Source organism: Curtobacterium sp. MCBD17_008, assembly GCF_003234475.1.
Classification (GTDB): domain Bacteria; phylum Actinomycetota; class Actinomycetes; order Actinomycetales; family Microbacteriaceae; genus Curtobacterium.
Map to the genome: position 1 here is coordinate 1 of NZ_QKTK01000024.1, position 16,111 is coordinate 16,111.

Here is a 16,111-nt window from a genome sequence, read left to right on the forward strand (position 1 = left end):
ACCCAGCACGCCTCCCACCCGAAGGAGCACCACCATGACCGCCTCCCTCCCCACCCGCCGCCGCACGGTCGTCGTCGGCGCCCTCGCGGCGTCCCTCGTCGCCGCCACCGTCGGCCTCGCCCCGCAGTCCGCGAGTGCCGCGACCGACCAGGGCTGGCTCCGCATCGGGCACCTGTCGCCGGACACCAAGAGCGTCGACGTCGAGCTGTCCGGCCTGTCCGGCGGCAAGACCGTCTTCGAGCTCGACGACGTCGCCTACGGCCAGGTCAGCCCCTACGAGAAGCTCCCGACCGGCACGTACGTCCTGTCCATGCGTGCGTCCGACACGCCGGACTCGACGCCGGTCATCTCGACCGACGTCACCGTCCAGGGTGGCGACGCGAGCACCGTCGTGGCGTTCGGCAAGAGCAGCGCGCTGGAGACGGCCGCGTTCACCGACGACCTGCAGCAGCCCGGCGACGGCAAGGCGAAGCTCCGCCTCGTCCAGGCCGCCACCACCGCGAAGACGGTCGACGTCAGCACCGCCGAGGGCACCGCGATCGCCTCGGACGCCGCGTTCGGCACCGCGACGAAGTACGCGACGGTCGACGCCGGCAAGTGGGACCTCGACATCTCGGGTGGCGGCCAGACCGGCAGCGCCGACGTCGACCTCGCCGGCAACACCGTCTCGACGCTGTTCGTCCTCGACGACAGCGAGGGCGACCTCACGGTCGTCCCGGTCACGGACGCGGCGGCGACCGCCGAGACCCCGGCCGGCGGCGTGCAGACCGGTGGGGGCGGCACGGCCGCCGCGCGGCCGACGACCGACCTGGTCCACGCGGTCGTCCGTGTGTTCCGCGGGTTGTTCGGCTGATCCTGCCGACGTCCACCCGGACAGGAGGCCCGGTCGTCGTGTGCCGATCGGCGGACGCCCGCCGGGCCTCCCGTCCGACACCGCACGTCCACCACCCAGCAGAGAGCGAGCCAGCATGACCCGCAGGAACTGGATCCCCGTGACCGCCGTCGCGCTCGCCGCGGTCCTCGTGACCGGCGGCATCGCCGTGGCCGCGGTCCAGCCGTGGTCCGACCGCGCCCCGGAGGCCGGCGGCGTCTCCACCCCGACGTCGACGACCGCGGCCGGCGGGCCGCGGACCCCCGAGCAGCTCCGCACGGACTTCCTCGACCGGTACGTCGAGGACGGCCGGGTCGTCCGGAAGGACCAGGGGAACGACACCGTCAGCGAGGGTCAGGCGTACGGCCTGCTCATCGCGTACGCGGCCGGCGACCGCGAGCGCTTCGGCGAGATCTGGTCGTGGACGGCGGAGCACCTCCTCACCGATGACCACCTGCTCGCGTGGCGCTGGACGACCGACGGCGGGGTGGCGGACGCGCAGTCCGCGAGCGACGCCGATCTCGACGCGGCCCGGGCGCTCGTGCTGGCCGGGAAGACGTGGGGCGACGACCGTCTCACGGCTGCCGGCACGCGGCTGGCCGACGCCGTGCTCGACCACGAGACCGCCTCGACCGACGCCGGTCTGGTGCTCCTGCCGGGACCGTGGGCGGACTCCGACCCGTACCGGTACAACGCCTCCTACGCGTCCCCGGCCGCCTACCGGGTCCTCGGGGACGCGACCGGTGACGCGCGGTGGGCAGCCTTGGAGCGTGGGTCGACGGCCGTGACCTCCGCGGTCCTCGAGGAGACCGACCTGCCGAGCGACTGGTCGCAGGTGCACCCGGACGGCGCCGTCGACGCGATGCCCACGAGCGCGTCCGACCCACGGGTCCTGTACGGGTACGACGCGATGCGGATGCCGCTCCGGTACGCCGAGGCGTGCACCCCGTCCGACCGGGCCCTCGCCGCCGGCCTCGTGCCGACCCTGCGCCGCAGCACCGAGCTCGCGGCGCAGCTCGACCTCGGTGGCACGGCCGTCACGGGGGACCGGAGCGCGCTCGCCTACGTCGCCCGGGCCGCAGCCGAACGGGCCGCCGGGTCGACGAGTGCGGCGGCGGCCGACCTCGAGCGTGCCGACCGGACCGCCGCCACGACGCCGACGTACTACGGCGACGCGTGGGCGGCACTCGGCGCGACGATGCTCACGTCCGACGTGCTCGGCGGGTGCGCGACCGCTGGCGGAGGCACGTCGTGACCGGGCAGCGCGGTCGTCGCGCCGTCCGCCCGGACGGCGGCGCAGCGGGGACGGCACTGCGCACGCGGCTCCGCCGGCACCGGGTCGCCCTGAGCGCGGCCGTGGCCGTCGTGGTCGCCGCCGGCGCCGTGGCGACGGGTGGCGCCGTGGCTGCCGATGACGGGACCGACGGAGCAGCCGGCGTACCGACCGCGACCCCGTCCGCGGCCTCGTCGTCCGCGTCCGGTCCCTCGTCCGCGCCGAGCGGCGACCGGGACATCGCCGGGTTCCAGGACCCCGCGGCACCGGCGGCCCGTTCCGACGCGACGCCGACCCGGGTGTCGATCCCGGCCATCGGGGTCGACGCGGGCCTGGAGGACCTCCACCGCGGGACCGCCGGCGAACTCGACCCGCCCGAGGCCTGGGACGACGCCGGCTGGTTCAGCGACGGCATCGTGCCGGGCGAGGTCGGACCGGCCGTCATCGCCGGGCACGTCGACAGCCCGACGAGCGCCGCGGTCTTCTTCCGCCTCGACGAGCTCGTCGCCGGTGACCGCATCGCCGTCGCCATGACGGACGGCAGCGCCCGCACCTTCGCCGTCGACCGCACCGAACGCGCGGCGAAGAGCGCCTTCCCGACGAGTGACGTCTACGGCACCACACCCACCCCGACGCTGCGGCTCATCACGTGCGACGGCACCTTCGACACCGCCACCGGGCACTACACGGACAACCTCATCGTCTTCGCCGACCTCGTCGACGACTGACCCGGCCCCGGACGCCCGACCCGACCCGGACACCCGACCCGACCCGGACCCCGGCAGGACACCGAACAGGAGCACCCGATGCCCGACCGCACCCTCGTGATCATCCCCACGTACGACGAGGCCGAGAACATCCGGCCGATCATCCGCCGGACGCTCGACGCCACCGACGAGCGTGTGCACGTCCTCGTCGTCGACGACGCGTCCCCGGACGGCACGGGGGAGATCGCCGACACCATCGCCGGCGAGACCGACCGGGTGCACGTCCTGCACCGCACCGTCAAGGACGGCCTCGGCGGTGCCTACCTGGCGGGGTTCACGTGGGGGCTCGACGCCGGGTACGCGAAGCTCGTCGAGATGGACGCCGACGGCTCGCACCACCCGGAGTACCTGCCGTGGATGACCGAGCTCGCCGACACGTCCGACCTCGTCCTCGGCTCCCGGTGGGTGCACGGCGGGCGCGTGGAGAACTGGCCCTGGCACCGGGAGCTCCTCTCACGCGGCGGCAACCTCTACACGCGGCTCGCGCTCGGCGTCGACGTGCGGGACGCCACCGGCGGGTTCCGCGTCTTCACCGCGGACGCCCTCCGACGCATCGACCTCGACGGCATCGCGTCGAAGGGCTACTGCTTCCAGGTCGACCTCTGCTGGCGTGCACTCGAGGCCGGTCTGCGGGTCGTCGAGACGCCGATCACGTTCACCGAACGGGAGTTCGGGGTCTCGAAGATGAGCGGGAACATCGTGCGCGAGAGCCTGACGCTCGTGACGCGGTGGGGGATCGACCGGCGGCTCCGCGAGGCCCGGTCGCTCCTCCGGCACCGCCGGCGGCTCCCGTCGGTGCGCGCGAACGCGCACACGGTGCCGAACCCCACCGCCTGACGGGCGTACCGACGACGGACGGGAGGCCCACCACCAGCTGGTGGTGGGCCTCCCGTCCGTCACGCGGTGGGTGCGCGGTCAGCGCACCACGACGAGGCCACGGCCGCCGAAGCGGACGCCGTCGGTGTCGAAGTCGGCGTCGCCGAAGCTGAACAGCACCTCGCCGCCGGCGCCGACGAGCGGCACCCCCGTCGCGGCGTCCGACAGGTTGACGACGACGTGCACCGGCGCCGCGGAGGGGCCGAGCAGCCCGCGGGTGAGCACGAGCCAGCGCTCGTCCTCGCTGAACCGCACCGCGTTCGCCTCGTACCGGTGGTCGACGAACGCCTCGTCGGTCCGGCGGAGGGCGACGAGCACCCGGTAGGCGTTGAGGATGCGGGCACCACGTTCCGACTCGGCGTCGGCCCAGACGAGCTTCGAGTTGGTGAACGTCGTCGGGTCCTGCGGGTCCGGCACCGTCGACTCGTCCCAGCCGTGCTCCGCGAACTCCTTGATGCGGCCCTCGGCCGTCACCTTGCCGAGCTCCGGCTCCGGGTGCGACGTGAAGAACTGCCACGGGGTCGTCGCGGCGAACTCCTCGCCCATGAACAGCATCGGCGTGAACGGGCCGAGCAGGGTCAGGGCCGCCGCGATGACGAGCCCCTCGTCCGACACGGTCGCAGCCAGGCGGTCGCCGGCGGCCCGGTTGCCGATCTGGTCGTGGTTCTGGTTCGCCACGACGAGCGCGGTCGTGGGGGAGGTCCCACGGTCGATCGGGCGACCGTGGCGCTTGCCGCGGAACGAGGACCACGTGCCGTCGTGGAAGAAGCCCTGGTCGAGCACCTTCGCGAGTGCCGTCAGCGGGGCGAAGTCGGCGTAGTAGCCGTTCGTCTCCCCGGTGACGGCGACGTGCACGGCGTGGTGGAAGTCGTCCGACCACTGCCCGGCGAGCCCGTAGCCGCCGGCCTCGCGCGGACGGAACATCACCGGGTCGTTGAGGTCCGACTCGGCGATGAGCGAGAGCGGCTTGCCGGTGAACGACGAGTAGGCGTCGGTTTCGCTCGCCATCTCGGCCAGGACGTGCGGCCGGGTGGTGTCGCGGATCGCGTGCACGGCGTCCAGGCGCAGGCCGTCGACGTGGTGGTCGCGGAACCACATGCGGACGTTGTCCAGGACGTAGCGGCGGACCTCGGGGTGCTCGACGTTGACCGAGTCGCCCCAGGTGTTCGCCAGGCCCTCCACGAGGTACGGGCCGTACAGCGGCAGGTAGTTGCCGCTCGGGCCGAGGTGGTTGTAGACGACGTCCTGGATGACCCCGAGACCGAGCGCGTGCGCGCGGTCGACGAAGCGGTCGTACGCGTCGGGCCCACCGTAGGGGGCGTGCACCGCGTACCACGCGACGCCGTCGTAGCCCCAGTTCCACTCACCGTTCACGCCGTTCACCGGTAGGAGCTCGACGAACTCCACGCCGAGCTCGACGAGGTGCTCGAGTTTCGCGGCGGCGGCGTCGAGGGTGCCCTCGGGCGTGAAGGTGCCGACGTGCATCTCGTACACGACGCCACCGCGGACGGGGCGGCCGGTCCAGGCGTCATCGGTCCAGGCGAAGCGGGACGGGTCGACGACCTCGGACGGGCCGTGCACGCCCTCGGGCTGGAACCGGCTGCGCGGGTCGGGGCGGACCGCGTCGTCGTCGCCGATGCGGAACCCGTAGCGGGCGCCGACGACCGGCAGGACCGCGTCGGTGGTCCACCAGTCGTCGTCGCCGCGTGTCAGCGGGTACTCGGCCCCGTCGACGACGAGGCGGACGTTCTCGGGCTCGGGGGCCCAGACGCCGTAGCGGTCAGGACTGGTCATGCGTGACCCTCCAGGATCTCGACCTCGGCCTGCGCGTCGGTCTCGGTGTCGTCGGTGGTGGTGTTCGTGTTCGCGGTGTCCGTGCTCGCCGCGTCCGTGGCGTCGTGTCCGGCGCCGTCGACGACGTCGGCCGGCACGAGGAGCGCGACCGGGAAGTCCGTGAGCAGCTCGCCGAGCAGCAGGTCGCGGTCCGCCGGGAACCGGCGACCGGTCAACAGGTCGACGCGCTCGACGGGGACGACGTGCAGCAGCGTGTCCGCCCAACCGCCCACGGCCTCCAGACCGAGCGGCAGCCGGGTGGCGATCGTCACGGCGCCGCCACGGTCGAACGCGACCACGTGGTCGGCGGCCGGACCGGTCGCGTCGAGCGGGACGTACCGGCTGAAGAGCTCCGGGTGGTCCCGGCGGGCGCGGAGGGCACGGCTCGTGACGAGCGTCTTGGCAGCGGCGTCGAGGTCGATCGCCGGGAGCGCGTCGGGGCCGTCGTCGTCCGCCCCGTCGAGCGTCGCGAGGACCCGGCGGCGCTCGGCGTAGTCGACCGGACGACGGTTGTCGGGGTCGACGAGCGAGCGGTCCCAGGCCTCCGTGCCCTGGTAGACGTCGGGGACGCCGGGCGCGGTGAGGTGCAGGATCTTCGCACCGAGGCCGTTCGACCAGCCCGCCGCGGTGATCCGCTCGTCGAGGGCGTCGAGCTCGGCGACCACGGCGGGGTCGTCGAACGACGCGTCGACGAGCGCGTGCATCTGCTGCTCGAACGCCTCGTCCGGCTCGGTCCACGTCGTGCTGTCGCCGGCTTCGCGCGAGGCCTTCTCGGCGTAGGCGTGCAGCCGCTCGCGGGAGGCCGGGCGGGCGCCGACGATCGCCTGCCAGAGCAGGTTCGCGAACACGCCGTCCGCGAGCGGGGCGAGGGCGTTCAGCCGGTCGAAGGTCGCCGTCCACTCCTCGCCGAGTTCGGCGAGGACCGCGATGCGTGCGCGGGTGTCCTCGCTCCGCTTCGTGTCGTGCGTGGTGAGCGTGGTCATGGCGAGCGGCCAGCTGGCGAGGCGCTCGCGCTGGGCGGCGTGGAACTCGTCGAGGGTGACCGAGAAGATGCTCGGGTCACCGCCGACCTCGCTCAGCGACGACAGACGGGAGGTCCGGTAGAACGCGGTGTCCTCGACGCCCTTCGCCATCACCATGCCGCTGGTCTGCTGCAGGCGGATCGCCGCGGCGTCGTCTCCATTGCACAGCGCCGGCGCGATGCGGTCGATGACGTCGGCGAGGTCCGGGCGGGACTCCGCCGCGACCTCGAGCGCCTCGACGAGGTGGCGGATGCCCTCGGGCAGGTAGGTCCGGTAGACCTCGAAGCTCGCGACGACCTCGGCGACGGCGTCGACGATGCGGTCCTCGGCGAGGGGCGCACCGTCGGCCTGCACGACCGGGTCGACGACGAGCAGGCGGGCGAGACGACGCACCTCGCTGTTGAGGATGCCGTCGGCGATGCCTCGACGGGTGCCACGAGTCAGGTCCTGCCAGGCGACGTGCTCGCCGCGCAGCCGGTCCTCGAGCGCGGTGAGGGGTGCCTCGCCCGCGGGGTCGACGAACACACGGTCGATGAAGCCGAGCGCGTCGTAGCCGGTCGTGCCGTCGACGGGCCACGACGACGGCAGGAGTTCGCCGGGCTCCAGGATCTTCTCGACGAGCGTGTAGGCGCCGCCGGTCAGGTCGGCGAGGTCGTCGAGGTAGCCGGCCGGGTCGGTCAGGCCGTCCGGGTGGTCGATGCGCAGCCCGTCGACGAGCCCGTCGCGGAACCACGAGCCGATGACCCCGTGCGAGGCGGCGAACACCTCGGGCTCCTCGACGCGGATCGCTGCGAGGGTGTTCACCGCGAAGAACCGGCGGTAGTTCAGCTCCGAGTCGGCGCGCTTCCAGTGCACGAACTCGTAGTGCTGCCGCGCGTGCACGGTCGCGACGTCGTCGCCGTCGTGCACGGTGCCAGGAGCGGTCGGGTAGGCGGTCTCGCCGACGAGCAGACGGGGCGCGTCGTCGGCGCTGCCGGTGTCGAGCGTGACGCCGTCGAGCAGCCGGTCGTCGAGGACCGGGATGCGGATGCGTCCTCCACCGGCCGCCCAGTCGACGTCGAACGCCCAGGCCATCGGGGACTCCTGGCCGTGCTCGAGGAGCGACCACCACCACGGGTTCACGGCCGGTGTGGCCACACCGACGTGGTTCGGCACGACGTCGACCAGGACGCCGAGCCCGGCGCCGTGAGCGGCCTCGGCCAGTGCCCGGAGGGCGTCGTCGCCACCGCGGTCGGTGTCGACGTGGGTGTGGTCGACGACGTCGTACCCGTGGCCGGAGCCGGGCTCCGCCTGCAGGACGGGGGAGAGGTACAGCCAGTCGGCGCCGAGGTCACGGACGTAGTCCACGACGTCGCGGGCGGCGTCGAGGTCGAAGTCCGCGGTGACCTGGAGGCGGTAGGTGGAGGTCGGGTTGCGGCGGGTCATGCGGCACTTCCAGGGGTGTCGGATCCGGCGGCGGCAGCGTCACGCTCGGGCGCAGCGTCGTCGGAGGGGGATGTGGCGGGGGTCTCGGGACCGGTCGTCGACGTCTCGGCGGTGTCCGCTGCCGGTGCCGGTGCGACGCCGGCGGCACCGGCCGTCCCGGCCGCGCTCGGTGTCGCGGACGCTGCCGGGTTCGCGGGGGTGGCGGTCGGGTGTTCCGGCTCGCTCTGCTCGGCGGTGTCGACCGGGGTCCGCTGGATCTCGTGCTCCGGCTCGGCACGCAGCACGATCATCGACCGGGCGGGCACGTCGAGTGCGTCCCCGGCCTCGAGGACCTCGTCGCGGGCCCCCGGCTCGGCGGTGTCGATGCGGACGGTCCAGCCGGGGGAGTACTCCTCCGGCGGGAGGGTGAACGTGACGACACCGTCGTGCGCGTTGAAGTACGTCAGGAAGGCGACGTCGGTGACCCGCTCACCGCGGGCGTCACGCCCGCGGATGCCCTCGCCGTTCAGGTACATGCCGACGCTCTTGCCGAAGCCGGAGTCCCACTCCTCGGGCTGCATGGCGTCACCGGCGGGCGTCAGCCACACCACGTCGGGCAGCGGCTCGCCCTCGCCCCGACGCACCGGACGGCCGTTGAAGTACCGGGTGCGGCGGAAGGTCGGGTGGTCGTGCCGGAGCTTCACGACGTCGGCGGTGAACTGGATGAGTTCGTCGTCCGCCGTGGACCAGTCGATCCAGCTCAGCTCGGAGTCCTGCGCGTAGACGTTGTTGTTTCCCTGCTGGGTGCGTCCGAGTTCGTCACCGTGCGCGATCATCGGCACGCCCTGGCTGAGCAGCAGCGTCGCGAGGAAGTTCCGCTGGCGCTGGAGGCGGAGCGCGTTCACGTCGGGGTCGTCGGTCGGCCCCTCCACGCCCGAGTTCCACGACCGGTTGTGGCTCTCGCCGTCGTTGTTGTCCTCGCCGTTCGCCTCGTTGTGCTTCTCGTTGTAGGAGACCAGGTCGTACAGCGTGAAGCCGTCGTGCGCGGTGATGAAGTTGATGCTCGCCTTGGGCGTGCGGCCGTCGTGCTCGTACAGGTCGGCGGAGCCGGAGATGCGGGACGCGAACTCACCGAGGGTCGACGGCTCGCCGCGCCAGAAGTCACGGACGGTGTCGCGGTACTTGCCGTTCCACTCCGACCACTGCGGCGGGAAGTTGCCGACCTGGTAGCCGCCGGGGCCGACGTCCCAGGGCTCGGCGATGAGCTTCACCTGCGACACGATCGGGTCCTGCTGGACGAGTTCGAAGAAGGCCGCGAGCCGGTCGACTTCGTAGAACTCACGGGCCAGGGCGGCGGCGAGGTCGAAGCGGAAGCCGTCGACGTGCATCTCGGTGACCCAGTAGCGGAGCGAGTCCATGATGAGCTGCAGCGAGTGCGGGTGCCCGACGTTGAGCGAGTTCCCGGTGCCCGTGACGTCCATGTAGTACCGCTTGTCGTCGTCGACGAGGCGGTAGTACGCCGCGTTGTCGATGCCGCGGAACGACAGGGTCGGTCCGAGGTGGTTGCCCTCGGCGGTGTGGTTGTACACGACGTCGAGGACGACCTCGATGCCGGCGCGGTGCAGCTCGCGGACCATCGTCTTGAACTCCTGCACCTGCTGGCCACCGTCGCCCGAGGACGAGTAGTGCGCGTGCGGCGCGAAGAACCCGATGGTGTTGTAGCCCCAGTAGTTCGACAGCCCCTTGTCCTGCAGGGTCGAGTCGTTCACGAACTGGTGCACCGGCATGAGCTCGAGCGTCGTGACGCCGAGTCGCTTGAGGTGCTCGATCACGGCCGGGTGCGAGACGCCCGCGTAGGTGCCGCGCTGCTCCTCGGGCACGTCGGGGTGCGTCTCGGTGAGGCCCTTGACGTGCGCCTCGTAGATGACCGTCTCGCCGTAGGGGATGCGCGGCGGGCGGTCGCCCTGCCAGTCGAAGAACGGGTTGATGACCACGCCCTTGACCATGTGCGACGCGGAGTCCTCGTCGTTCGTGGAGTCCGGGTCGCCGAACGTGTACGAGAACAGGGACTGGTCCCAGTCGATGTCACCGCTGGTGGCCTTGGCGTACGGGTCCAGGAGGAGCTTCGCCGGGTTCGAGCGCAGCCCGTTCGCCGGGTCGTACGGGGCGTGCACACGGAATCCGTACTGCTGGCCCGGTCCGACGGTCGGCAGGTACGCGTGCCAGACGTGGGCGTCGACCTCGACGAGGCGGACGCGCTCCTCGGTGCCGTCGGCGTCGAACAGGCAGAGCTCGACCCCTTCGGCGACCTCGCTGAACACGGCGAAGTTCGTGCCGCTGCCGTCGTAGGTCGCGCCGAGGGGGTAGGGGTTGCCGGGCCAGGTGTGCAAACGTGCCTCCAGAAGGGGTGAACCCGGCCAACGTATCGAGGGACCCCTGTGATGTCCGCGGCCCCGCCGAGTAGCGTCACCGCCATGACCAACATCGTCACGCAGATCGCAGACAAGGTGCGGCCCGTCGGCGTCGCCTCGAACTACGGCGACCCGGTGGACGTCGGGGACAGCACGCTGATCCCCGTCTCCGTCAACTGGTACGGCTTCGGCGGCGGCTCCGACGCCGACGAGGACGGCGCCGGTGGCGGTGGCGGCGGGGCCGTCTCGCTCCCCGTCGGCGCGTACGTCCGCCGTCCCGGCCAGGACCTCGCGTTCGAGCCGAACCTCATCTCGCTCCTCACCGTGAGCATCCCGGTCATCTGGGTCACGGGCAAGGTGCTCGCGAAGCTCATCCGTGCGCTGAAGAAGTGACGGACTGACCGGACGACGACCGGGAGGCACGGTGCGGACCCGCACCGTGCCTCCTGTCCGTTTGCGGTCGCGTCCCGCGTCCACATCGCCACTACACTGGCGGGACACACACGGGAGTCCGGGTCCACCGGGCTGAGAGGGAGCGAACGGCGCTCCGACCGTCGAACCTGATCCGGATCATGCCGGCGCAGGGAGGAGTCCAGGTCATGCCTGCTGTCATGCAGTCTGCTGTCCCGTCCACCACGCCCACCCGCTCGCTGCGGTGGCGGGTCGTGGACATCGTCGTCGCGAGCGTCCTCGCCGTCGCGATCGGCGTCGTCTTCAAGCTGTGGGAGTTCGGCTACGAGCCGATCAGCGCCGCCAGTGCGCTCGTGCTCCCCGGCACCCAGTCGCTCTTCGGCGGGGTCTGGCTGCTCGCCGGTCCGATCGTCGCGATCGTCGTGCGCAAGCCGGGTGCGGCCCTGTACGCCGAGATGGTCGCGGCGTCGGTCGAGGCCCTGCTCGGCACGCAGTGGGGGTGGCTCACGCTCGAGGCCGGGCTCGTGCAGGGCCTCGGCGCCGAGCTCGTCCTCGCGCTCTTCCTGTACCGCGTGTACCGGCTGCCGGTCGTCGTCCTCGCCGGGGCCGCTGCGGGACTCGCGCTCGGCGTCAACGACTCGTTGCTCTGGTACGCGGGGCTCGACGCCGGCTTCAAGGTCGTCTACGTGATCTGCGCCGTCATCTCCGGGGCCGTCATCGCCGGACTCGGCTCGTGGCTCATCGTCCGCGCCCTCGCCGCCACCGGCGTGCTCTCGTCGTTCGCCGCGGGCCGCGAGCACACCAAGCGTGCGGCTCGCGCCTCGGCGTGACGTCCGCACCGTCCGCCGCCGCCGGGCCCCTGTCCGACACCACGGCGTCCGCGGCACGGATCACCTTCCGCGACTGGGGGTGGCGGTACGCGTCCCGTGAGCGGTGGGCCGTGCGCGGGGTGGACCTGACCGTCGAGCCCGGCGAACGCGTCGCGGTCGTCGGGCCCTCCGGTGCCGGCAAGTCCACCCTGCTCCGGGCCGTCGCGGCCGTGCTGCCGGACGAGCCCGACCCGGACGACGACACCGCCGCCGCGGTCCAGGGCGAAGTGCTCGTCGACGGGGTCGCACCGGGCAGCGCCCGCGGGCGGGTCGGGCTCGTCATGCAGGACCCCGAGGCGCACACCGTGATGTCCCGGATCGGGGACGACGTGGCCTTCGGGTGCGAGAACACCGGGGTGCCGCCGGAGGAGATCTGGCCGCGGGTCCGCGCCGCGCTCGACGTCGTGGGACTCGACCTGCCGCTCGACCGGTCCACCACGGCGATGTCCGGCGGGCAGCGGCAGCGGCTGGCGCTCGCCGGGGTGCTCGCGATGCGCCCGGGTGCCCTCGTGCTCGACGAACCGTGCGCGAACCTCGACCCGGACGGGGTCGCGCAGGTGCACGACGCCGTCCGCGCCGTGCTCGACGAGACCGGCGCCACACTCCTGGTCGTCGAACACCGGATCGGCACCTGGCTCGACCTGGTCGACCGCCTGGTGCTGCTCGAACCGGCCGGCGGCGTGGTGGCCGACGGGCCCCCGGCCGAGGTGCTCGCCGCACACGGACCGGCGCTCACCGCGGCCGGCGTCTGGGTGCCGGGCAGCGAACCCGCACCCGGCTCCGCACGACACGGTGCGACCCGGAGCGTCACCGCGGACCGGCAGGGAGGCACGGATCGCCTCGTCGCATCGGCCCTCGGCACGGCGCGGGGCCGGGGACCCCGCATCGGCAGCGGGATCGACCTCTCCGTGCGTGCCGGGCAGGTCATCGCGGTCACCGGACCGAACGGCGTGGGCAAGTCCACGCTCGGACTGACCCTCGGTGGGCTCCTCCGACCCGCCGCGGGCTCCGTGCACGCGACCGCGGCACTGCGGGGCGCCGCGGCCGAGGACCCGTCGGCGTGGTCGAGCCGCGAGCTCGCCGCCCGGATCGGCACCGTCTTCCAGGACCCCGAACACCAGTTCATCGCGCGGACCGTCCGTGAGGAACTCGCCGCCGGTCCGCGTGCCGTCGGCCGGTCGGACGTGGACGCCCGGGTCGACCGGGTGCTCGCCGACTTCGACCTGGCGCACCTCGCCGACCAGCACCCGTTCACGCTGTCCGGTGGCGAGCAGCGCCGGCTCGCGATCGGGGCCGTCATCGCCGCCGAGCCGCCCGTGCTCGTGCTCGACGAACCGACCTCGGGGCAGGACCGGGCGACGTGGCAGGCCGTGGTCGACCGGCTCGGCGAACTGGCGGACGGCGGGACCGCGGTCGTCGCCGTGACGCACGACCGTGACCTCGTGCGGGCGCTCGACGCGGTGGAGGTCGTCCTCGGGTCCGACGGCGTGCGCGCTGCGGTGGCGGACGAGCACGACGGACCGCCGCACGTGGCGCCGGCCGCGTCGGCCGCGACCGTATCGGCCGGCACCGGATCGGCCGCCCGGACCGACGCGGTCACGTCGACCGCGTCGACCCGCTCGGCGGACGAGCACAGCAGCACGGGCCGCGAGCGCACCCGCGCGACGACCGCCGGGGCCGCGGCCGGACCGCCCGTGCGGGCCGAGCCTCCCGTCCGGCCCCGCGGGATCCGCGGTGTGCAGCCGGTGGCGTCGCTGCTCGGCGTCCTGGCGCTCGGCCTGTGCCTCGTGCTCAGCCTGGACGTCGTGTCCGCCGCGGTCGCGCTCGGACTCGAGGTGCTCCTGCTCCCGCTCCTGCGGATCCCGCCGCGGACGTTCCTGCTGCGGACCGCGCCGCTGCTCGCGGCGGTGCCGCTGACGGCCGTGAGCATCGCCCTGTACGGCCGGCCGTCCGGGCGCGAATGGTTCGACGTCGGCTTCGCGCACGTGACCGACGGATCGCTGACCCTCGCACTGGCGACCGCGCTGCGCGTGCTCGCGGTGGGGCTGCCGGCGATCGCGCTGTTCGTGCGGGTGGACCCGACCGACCTCGCCGACGGGCTCGCCCAGCTGCTCCGGTTGCCCGCGCGCTTCGTGCTCGGCGCGCTCGCGGCGATCCGGATGACGACCCTGCTCGGCGACGACTGGCGGCAGCTCGGCAACGCACGGCGGACCCGGGGCGTGGCCGACACCGGGCGGCTGCGGCGCGGAGCGTCCATGGCGTTCGCGCTGCTCGTGCTGGCGCTCCGGCGGGCGACGACGCTCGCGGTGGCGATGGAGTCGCGCGGGTTCGGTGCGCCCGGACGGCGGACGTGGGCACGGAGCGTCCGGTTCGCCGGACCGGAGTGGGCGATGGTCGGGGCGCTCGTCGGCATCGGCGCCGTCGCGGTCGCCGTGGCGGTGGCGGCGGGGACGTGGCGTGTCTGACGAGCTGACCGGTAGCACGACCGACCCCGCGGGGGTCGTCGCCGACGTGGTGGCACGCGTCCGCGCCGCGGTGGCGGGCGCGGTCGGCGGTGGTGCGGGTGCCGGTCGCCCTGGGCGCGTGGTGGTGCTCGTCGACGGGCGGTCGGGGACGGGCAAGACCACGCTCGGCAACGCCCTCGCGGTCGCACTCCGAGCGCAGGTGGTGCACCTCGACGACGTCTACCCCGGGTGGGACGGTCTGCGCGCTGCCGCGGACGCCGTCGTGACGGACGTGCTCGGCGCGCCGTCCGGGTACCGCTCGTGGGACTGGCAGGCGGACCGACCGGCAGCGTGGCGCACGGTCGACCCCGATGCACCACTCGTCATCGAGGGGTGCGGGGCGCTCTCCCGCGCATCCGCTCCGCTGGCCACCGTGCGGGTGTGGCTCGAGGCCGACGACGTCGTGCGGTGGGATCGGGCGATCGGTCGGGACGGCGCCACGTTCGAACGCGAGTGGGCGCGGTGGGCAGCCCAGGAGGACGCGTTCATCCGGACGGAGCAGCCGGCAGCGCTCGCGGACGTGGTACTGCGGACCTGACCGCAGGTCGGCGGGGACCTACGCCCAACCGAGCTCGTGCAGCCGCTCGTCGTCGATGCCGTGGAAGTGGCCGATCTCGTGCACGAGCGTGGTGTGCACCTCGTCCTTGAGCTCGTCGAGGGTGTCGCACTCCGCCAGGTGCTGCTTCCGGAAGACGACGATCCGGTCGGGCAGCTCGCCGAAGCCGTACTGCCCGCGCTCGGTCGCCGCGACGCCGTCGTACACGCCGAACAGGTCGGAGCCGTCCTCGGGTTCGTCCTCGACGACGAAGACGACGTTGTCCAGGCCGTCGACCATCTCGTCCGGCAGCTGGTCGAGCTCGTCGGTCACGAGCTGCTCGAAGTCCTCGGGCGACATCTCCATCACGGGAGCGATCGTGACACACGAGGCCGGGGGAGAGCTGGTCGCCCGGTCCTTCGACCCCTCGGGACCGGGAGACGTGCAGAAGGCCCCCGTCCACCGGACGGGGGCCTTCGTGACGCGTTCCGCTCGACGGAGCGTGTGCGCTGTTGGGGTGAGTAACGGGGCTTGAACCCGCGACCTCCTGGACCACAACCAGGCGCTCTACCAGCTGAGCTATACCCACCATGTGTCGGTCCGGCGAGCCGGAGCAACCACTCGATTGTAGTACATCCGAGCGCCTGCCCGGACCACGATCGCTACTCGGCGGGTGCCGGGCTCGGCTGCGGGGTCATGCGCGGCTCCCACTTCGCCACGACCTCGGCCGCGATGGCCTTCACGTCGTCGCTTGCCGGCCCGGGCTCCGGTGTGAAGCCGGCACGGCGGTAGTACTCGAGCTCGCGGATCGACTCGAGGATGTCCGCGAGGGCACGGTGCCCGCCGTGCTTCGCCGGGGAGTTGAAGTACACGCGCGGGAACCAGCGACGGCAGAGCTCCTTGATGCTCGACACGTCCACGCTCCGGTAGTGCAGGTGGCTGTCGATGCGGGGCATGTACTTCGCCAGGAACGCGCGGTCGGTGCCGATCGTGTTGCCGGCCAGGGGCGCGGTGCCCTCGGCGGGGACGTGGGCGAGGATGTACTCGAGCACCTGGTACTCGGCGTCGGCCAGGGACACTCCGTTCGGGATCTCCTCGATCAGGCCCGACGTCGTGTGCATGTTCGTCACGAACTCGTTCATGTTGTCCAGGGCGGACTGGTCCGGCTTGATCACGATGTCGAACCCGGGGTGCACCGGGTTGAGGTCGAAGTCCGTGACGACGACCGCGACCTCGACGAGTTCGTCGACGGCGACGTCGAGTCCCGTCATCTCACAGTCGATCCAGACGAGACGGTCATTCCCTGCAGACATGCCCCGATCCTACTTCCGCGCT

The 16,111-nt window shown here is 72.8% G+C and carries 13 protein-coding genes, 1 tRNA gene and 1 riboswitch; of the genes, 8 read left to right on the forward strand and 6 right to left on the reverse strand.

Annotated elements, in window-relative coordinates; genetic code table 11:
- The first annotated feature begins 34 nt into the window (after window positions 1-34).
- The 4 genes from DEI95_RS15820 to DEI95_RS15835 all read left to right on the forward strand — a co-directional run bounded on the left by DEI95_RS15820 (window position 35) and on the right by DEI95_RS15835 (window position 3,748).
- Window positions 35-853, forward strand: coding sequence for a DUF4397 domain-containing protein (locus tag DEI95_RS15820; protein ID WP_111060842.1), 819 nt, complete (start codon window positions 35-37; stop codon window positions 851-853).
- A 115-nt stretch (window positions 854-968) separates the two neighbouring features.
- Entirely contained in the window at window positions 969-2,126 is a 1,158-nt protein-coding gene (locus DEI95_RS15825) for a glycosyl hydrolase family 8 (RefSeq protein WP_110823745.1), read from the forward strand.
- Window positions 2,123-2,872: a class F sortase gene (locus tag DEI95_RS15830; protein WP_181436412.1), complete on the forward strand. Its 750-nt coding sequence runs from the start codon at window positions 2,123-2,125 to the stop codon at window positions 2,870-2,872. Before DEI95_RS15825 ends, DEI95_RS15830 begins: the two co-directional genes overlap by 4 nt.
- Window positions 2,873-2,950: 78 nt before the next feature.
- Entirely contained in the window at window positions 2,951-3,748 is a 798-nt protein-coding gene (locus DEI95_RS15835) for a polyprenol monophosphomannose synthase (protein WP_111060844.1), read from the forward strand.
- Between the two features lie 78 nt (window positions 3,749-3,826).
- Here DEI95_RS15835 and treZ read toward each other — a convergent pair whose 3' ends face one another.
- From treZ to glgX, 3 genes are read right to left on the reverse strand one after another with little or no spacing between them, the layout of a single operon-like run.
- Window positions 3,827-5,581, reverse strand: coding sequence for a malto-oligosyltrehalose trehalohydrolase (treZ, locus tag DEI95_RS15840; RefSeq protein ID WP_111060845.1), 1,755 nt, complete (start codon window positions 5,579-5,581; stop codon window positions 3,827-3,829).
- Window positions 5,578-8,067, reverse strand: a complete 2,490-nt coding sequence (gene treY, locus DEI95_RS15845; protein ID WP_111060846.1) for a malto-oligosyltrehalose synthase — start codon at window positions 8,065-8,067, stop codon at window positions 5,578-5,580. Before treY ends, treZ begins: the two co-directional genes overlap by 4 nt.
- Window positions 8,064-10,436: a glycogen debranching protein GlgX gene (gene glgX, locus DEI95_RS15850; protein WP_111060847.1), complete on the reverse strand. Its 2,373-nt coding sequence runs from the start codon at window positions 10,434-10,436 to the stop codon at window positions 8,064-8,066. Before glgX ends, treY begins: the two co-directional genes overlap by 4 nt.
- A gap of 84 nt (window positions 10,437-10,520) precedes the next feature.
- Between glgX and DEI95_RS15855 the strand changes: the two genes are divergently transcribed.
- From DEI95_RS15855 to DEI95_RS15870, 4 genes are all read left to right on the forward strand, one after another.
- Window positions 10,521-10,850 carry a hypothetical protein gene (locus tag DEI95_RS15855; RefSeq protein WP_110824005.1) on the forward strand — a complete coding sequence of 110 codons (330 nt, stop codon included), beginning with the start codon at window positions 10,521-10,523 and terminating at the stop codon, window positions 10,848-10,850.
- Window positions 10,851-10,950: 100 nt separating this feature from the next.
- Window positions 10,951-11,062: riboswitch (TPP riboswitch) on the forward strand.
- Window positions 11,057-11,698, forward strand: a complete 642-nt coding sequence (locus DEI95_RS15860; protein ID WP_258367630.1) for an ECF transporter S component — start codon at window positions 11,057-11,059, stop codon at window positions 11,696-11,698. (Overlaps the previous riboswitch by 6 nt.)
- On the forward strand, window positions 11,695-14,202 hold the full coding sequence (locus tag DEI95_RS15865; protein WP_181436421.1) for an ATP-binding cassette domain-containing protein: 2,508 nt from the start codon (window positions 11,695-11,697) through the stop codon (window positions 14,200-14,202). The genes DEI95_RS15860 and DEI95_RS15865 overlap by 4 nt, the downstream gene beginning before the upstream one ends.
- Window positions 14,195-14,779: an ATP-binding protein gene (locus DEI95_RS15870; RefSeq protein WP_258367631.1), complete on the forward strand. Its 585-nt coding sequence runs from the start codon at window positions 14,195-14,197 to the stop codon at window positions 14,777-14,779. Before DEI95_RS15865 ends, DEI95_RS15870 begins: the two co-directional genes overlap by 8 nt.
- An 18-nt stretch (window positions 14,780-14,797) precedes the next feature.
- On the opposite strand, the gene DEI95_RS15875 is transcribed toward DEI95_RS15870, so the two are convergent.
- The 3 genes from DEI95_RS15875 to orn form a co-directional block, all read right to left on the reverse strand.
- Window positions 14,798-15,142 carry a metallopeptidase family protein gene (locus tag DEI95_RS15875; RefSeq protein ID WP_110823752.1) on the reverse strand — a complete coding sequence of 115 codons (345 nt, stop codon included), beginning with the start codon at window positions 15,140-15,142 and terminating at the stop codon, window positions 14,798-14,800.
- A 147-nt stretch (window positions 15,143-15,289) separates the two neighbouring features.
- Window positions 15,290-15,365 (reverse strand) — tRNA-His (locus DEI95_RS15880).
- Window positions 15,366-15,438: 73 nt separating this feature from the next.
- A complete protein-coding gene (orn, locus tag DEI95_RS15885) occupies window positions 15,439-16,089 on the reverse strand; it encodes an oligoribonuclease (RefSeq protein ID WP_111060849.1) in 651 nt (216 codons plus the stop codon).
- Between the last annotated feature and the right edge of the window lie 22 nt (window positions 16,090-16,111).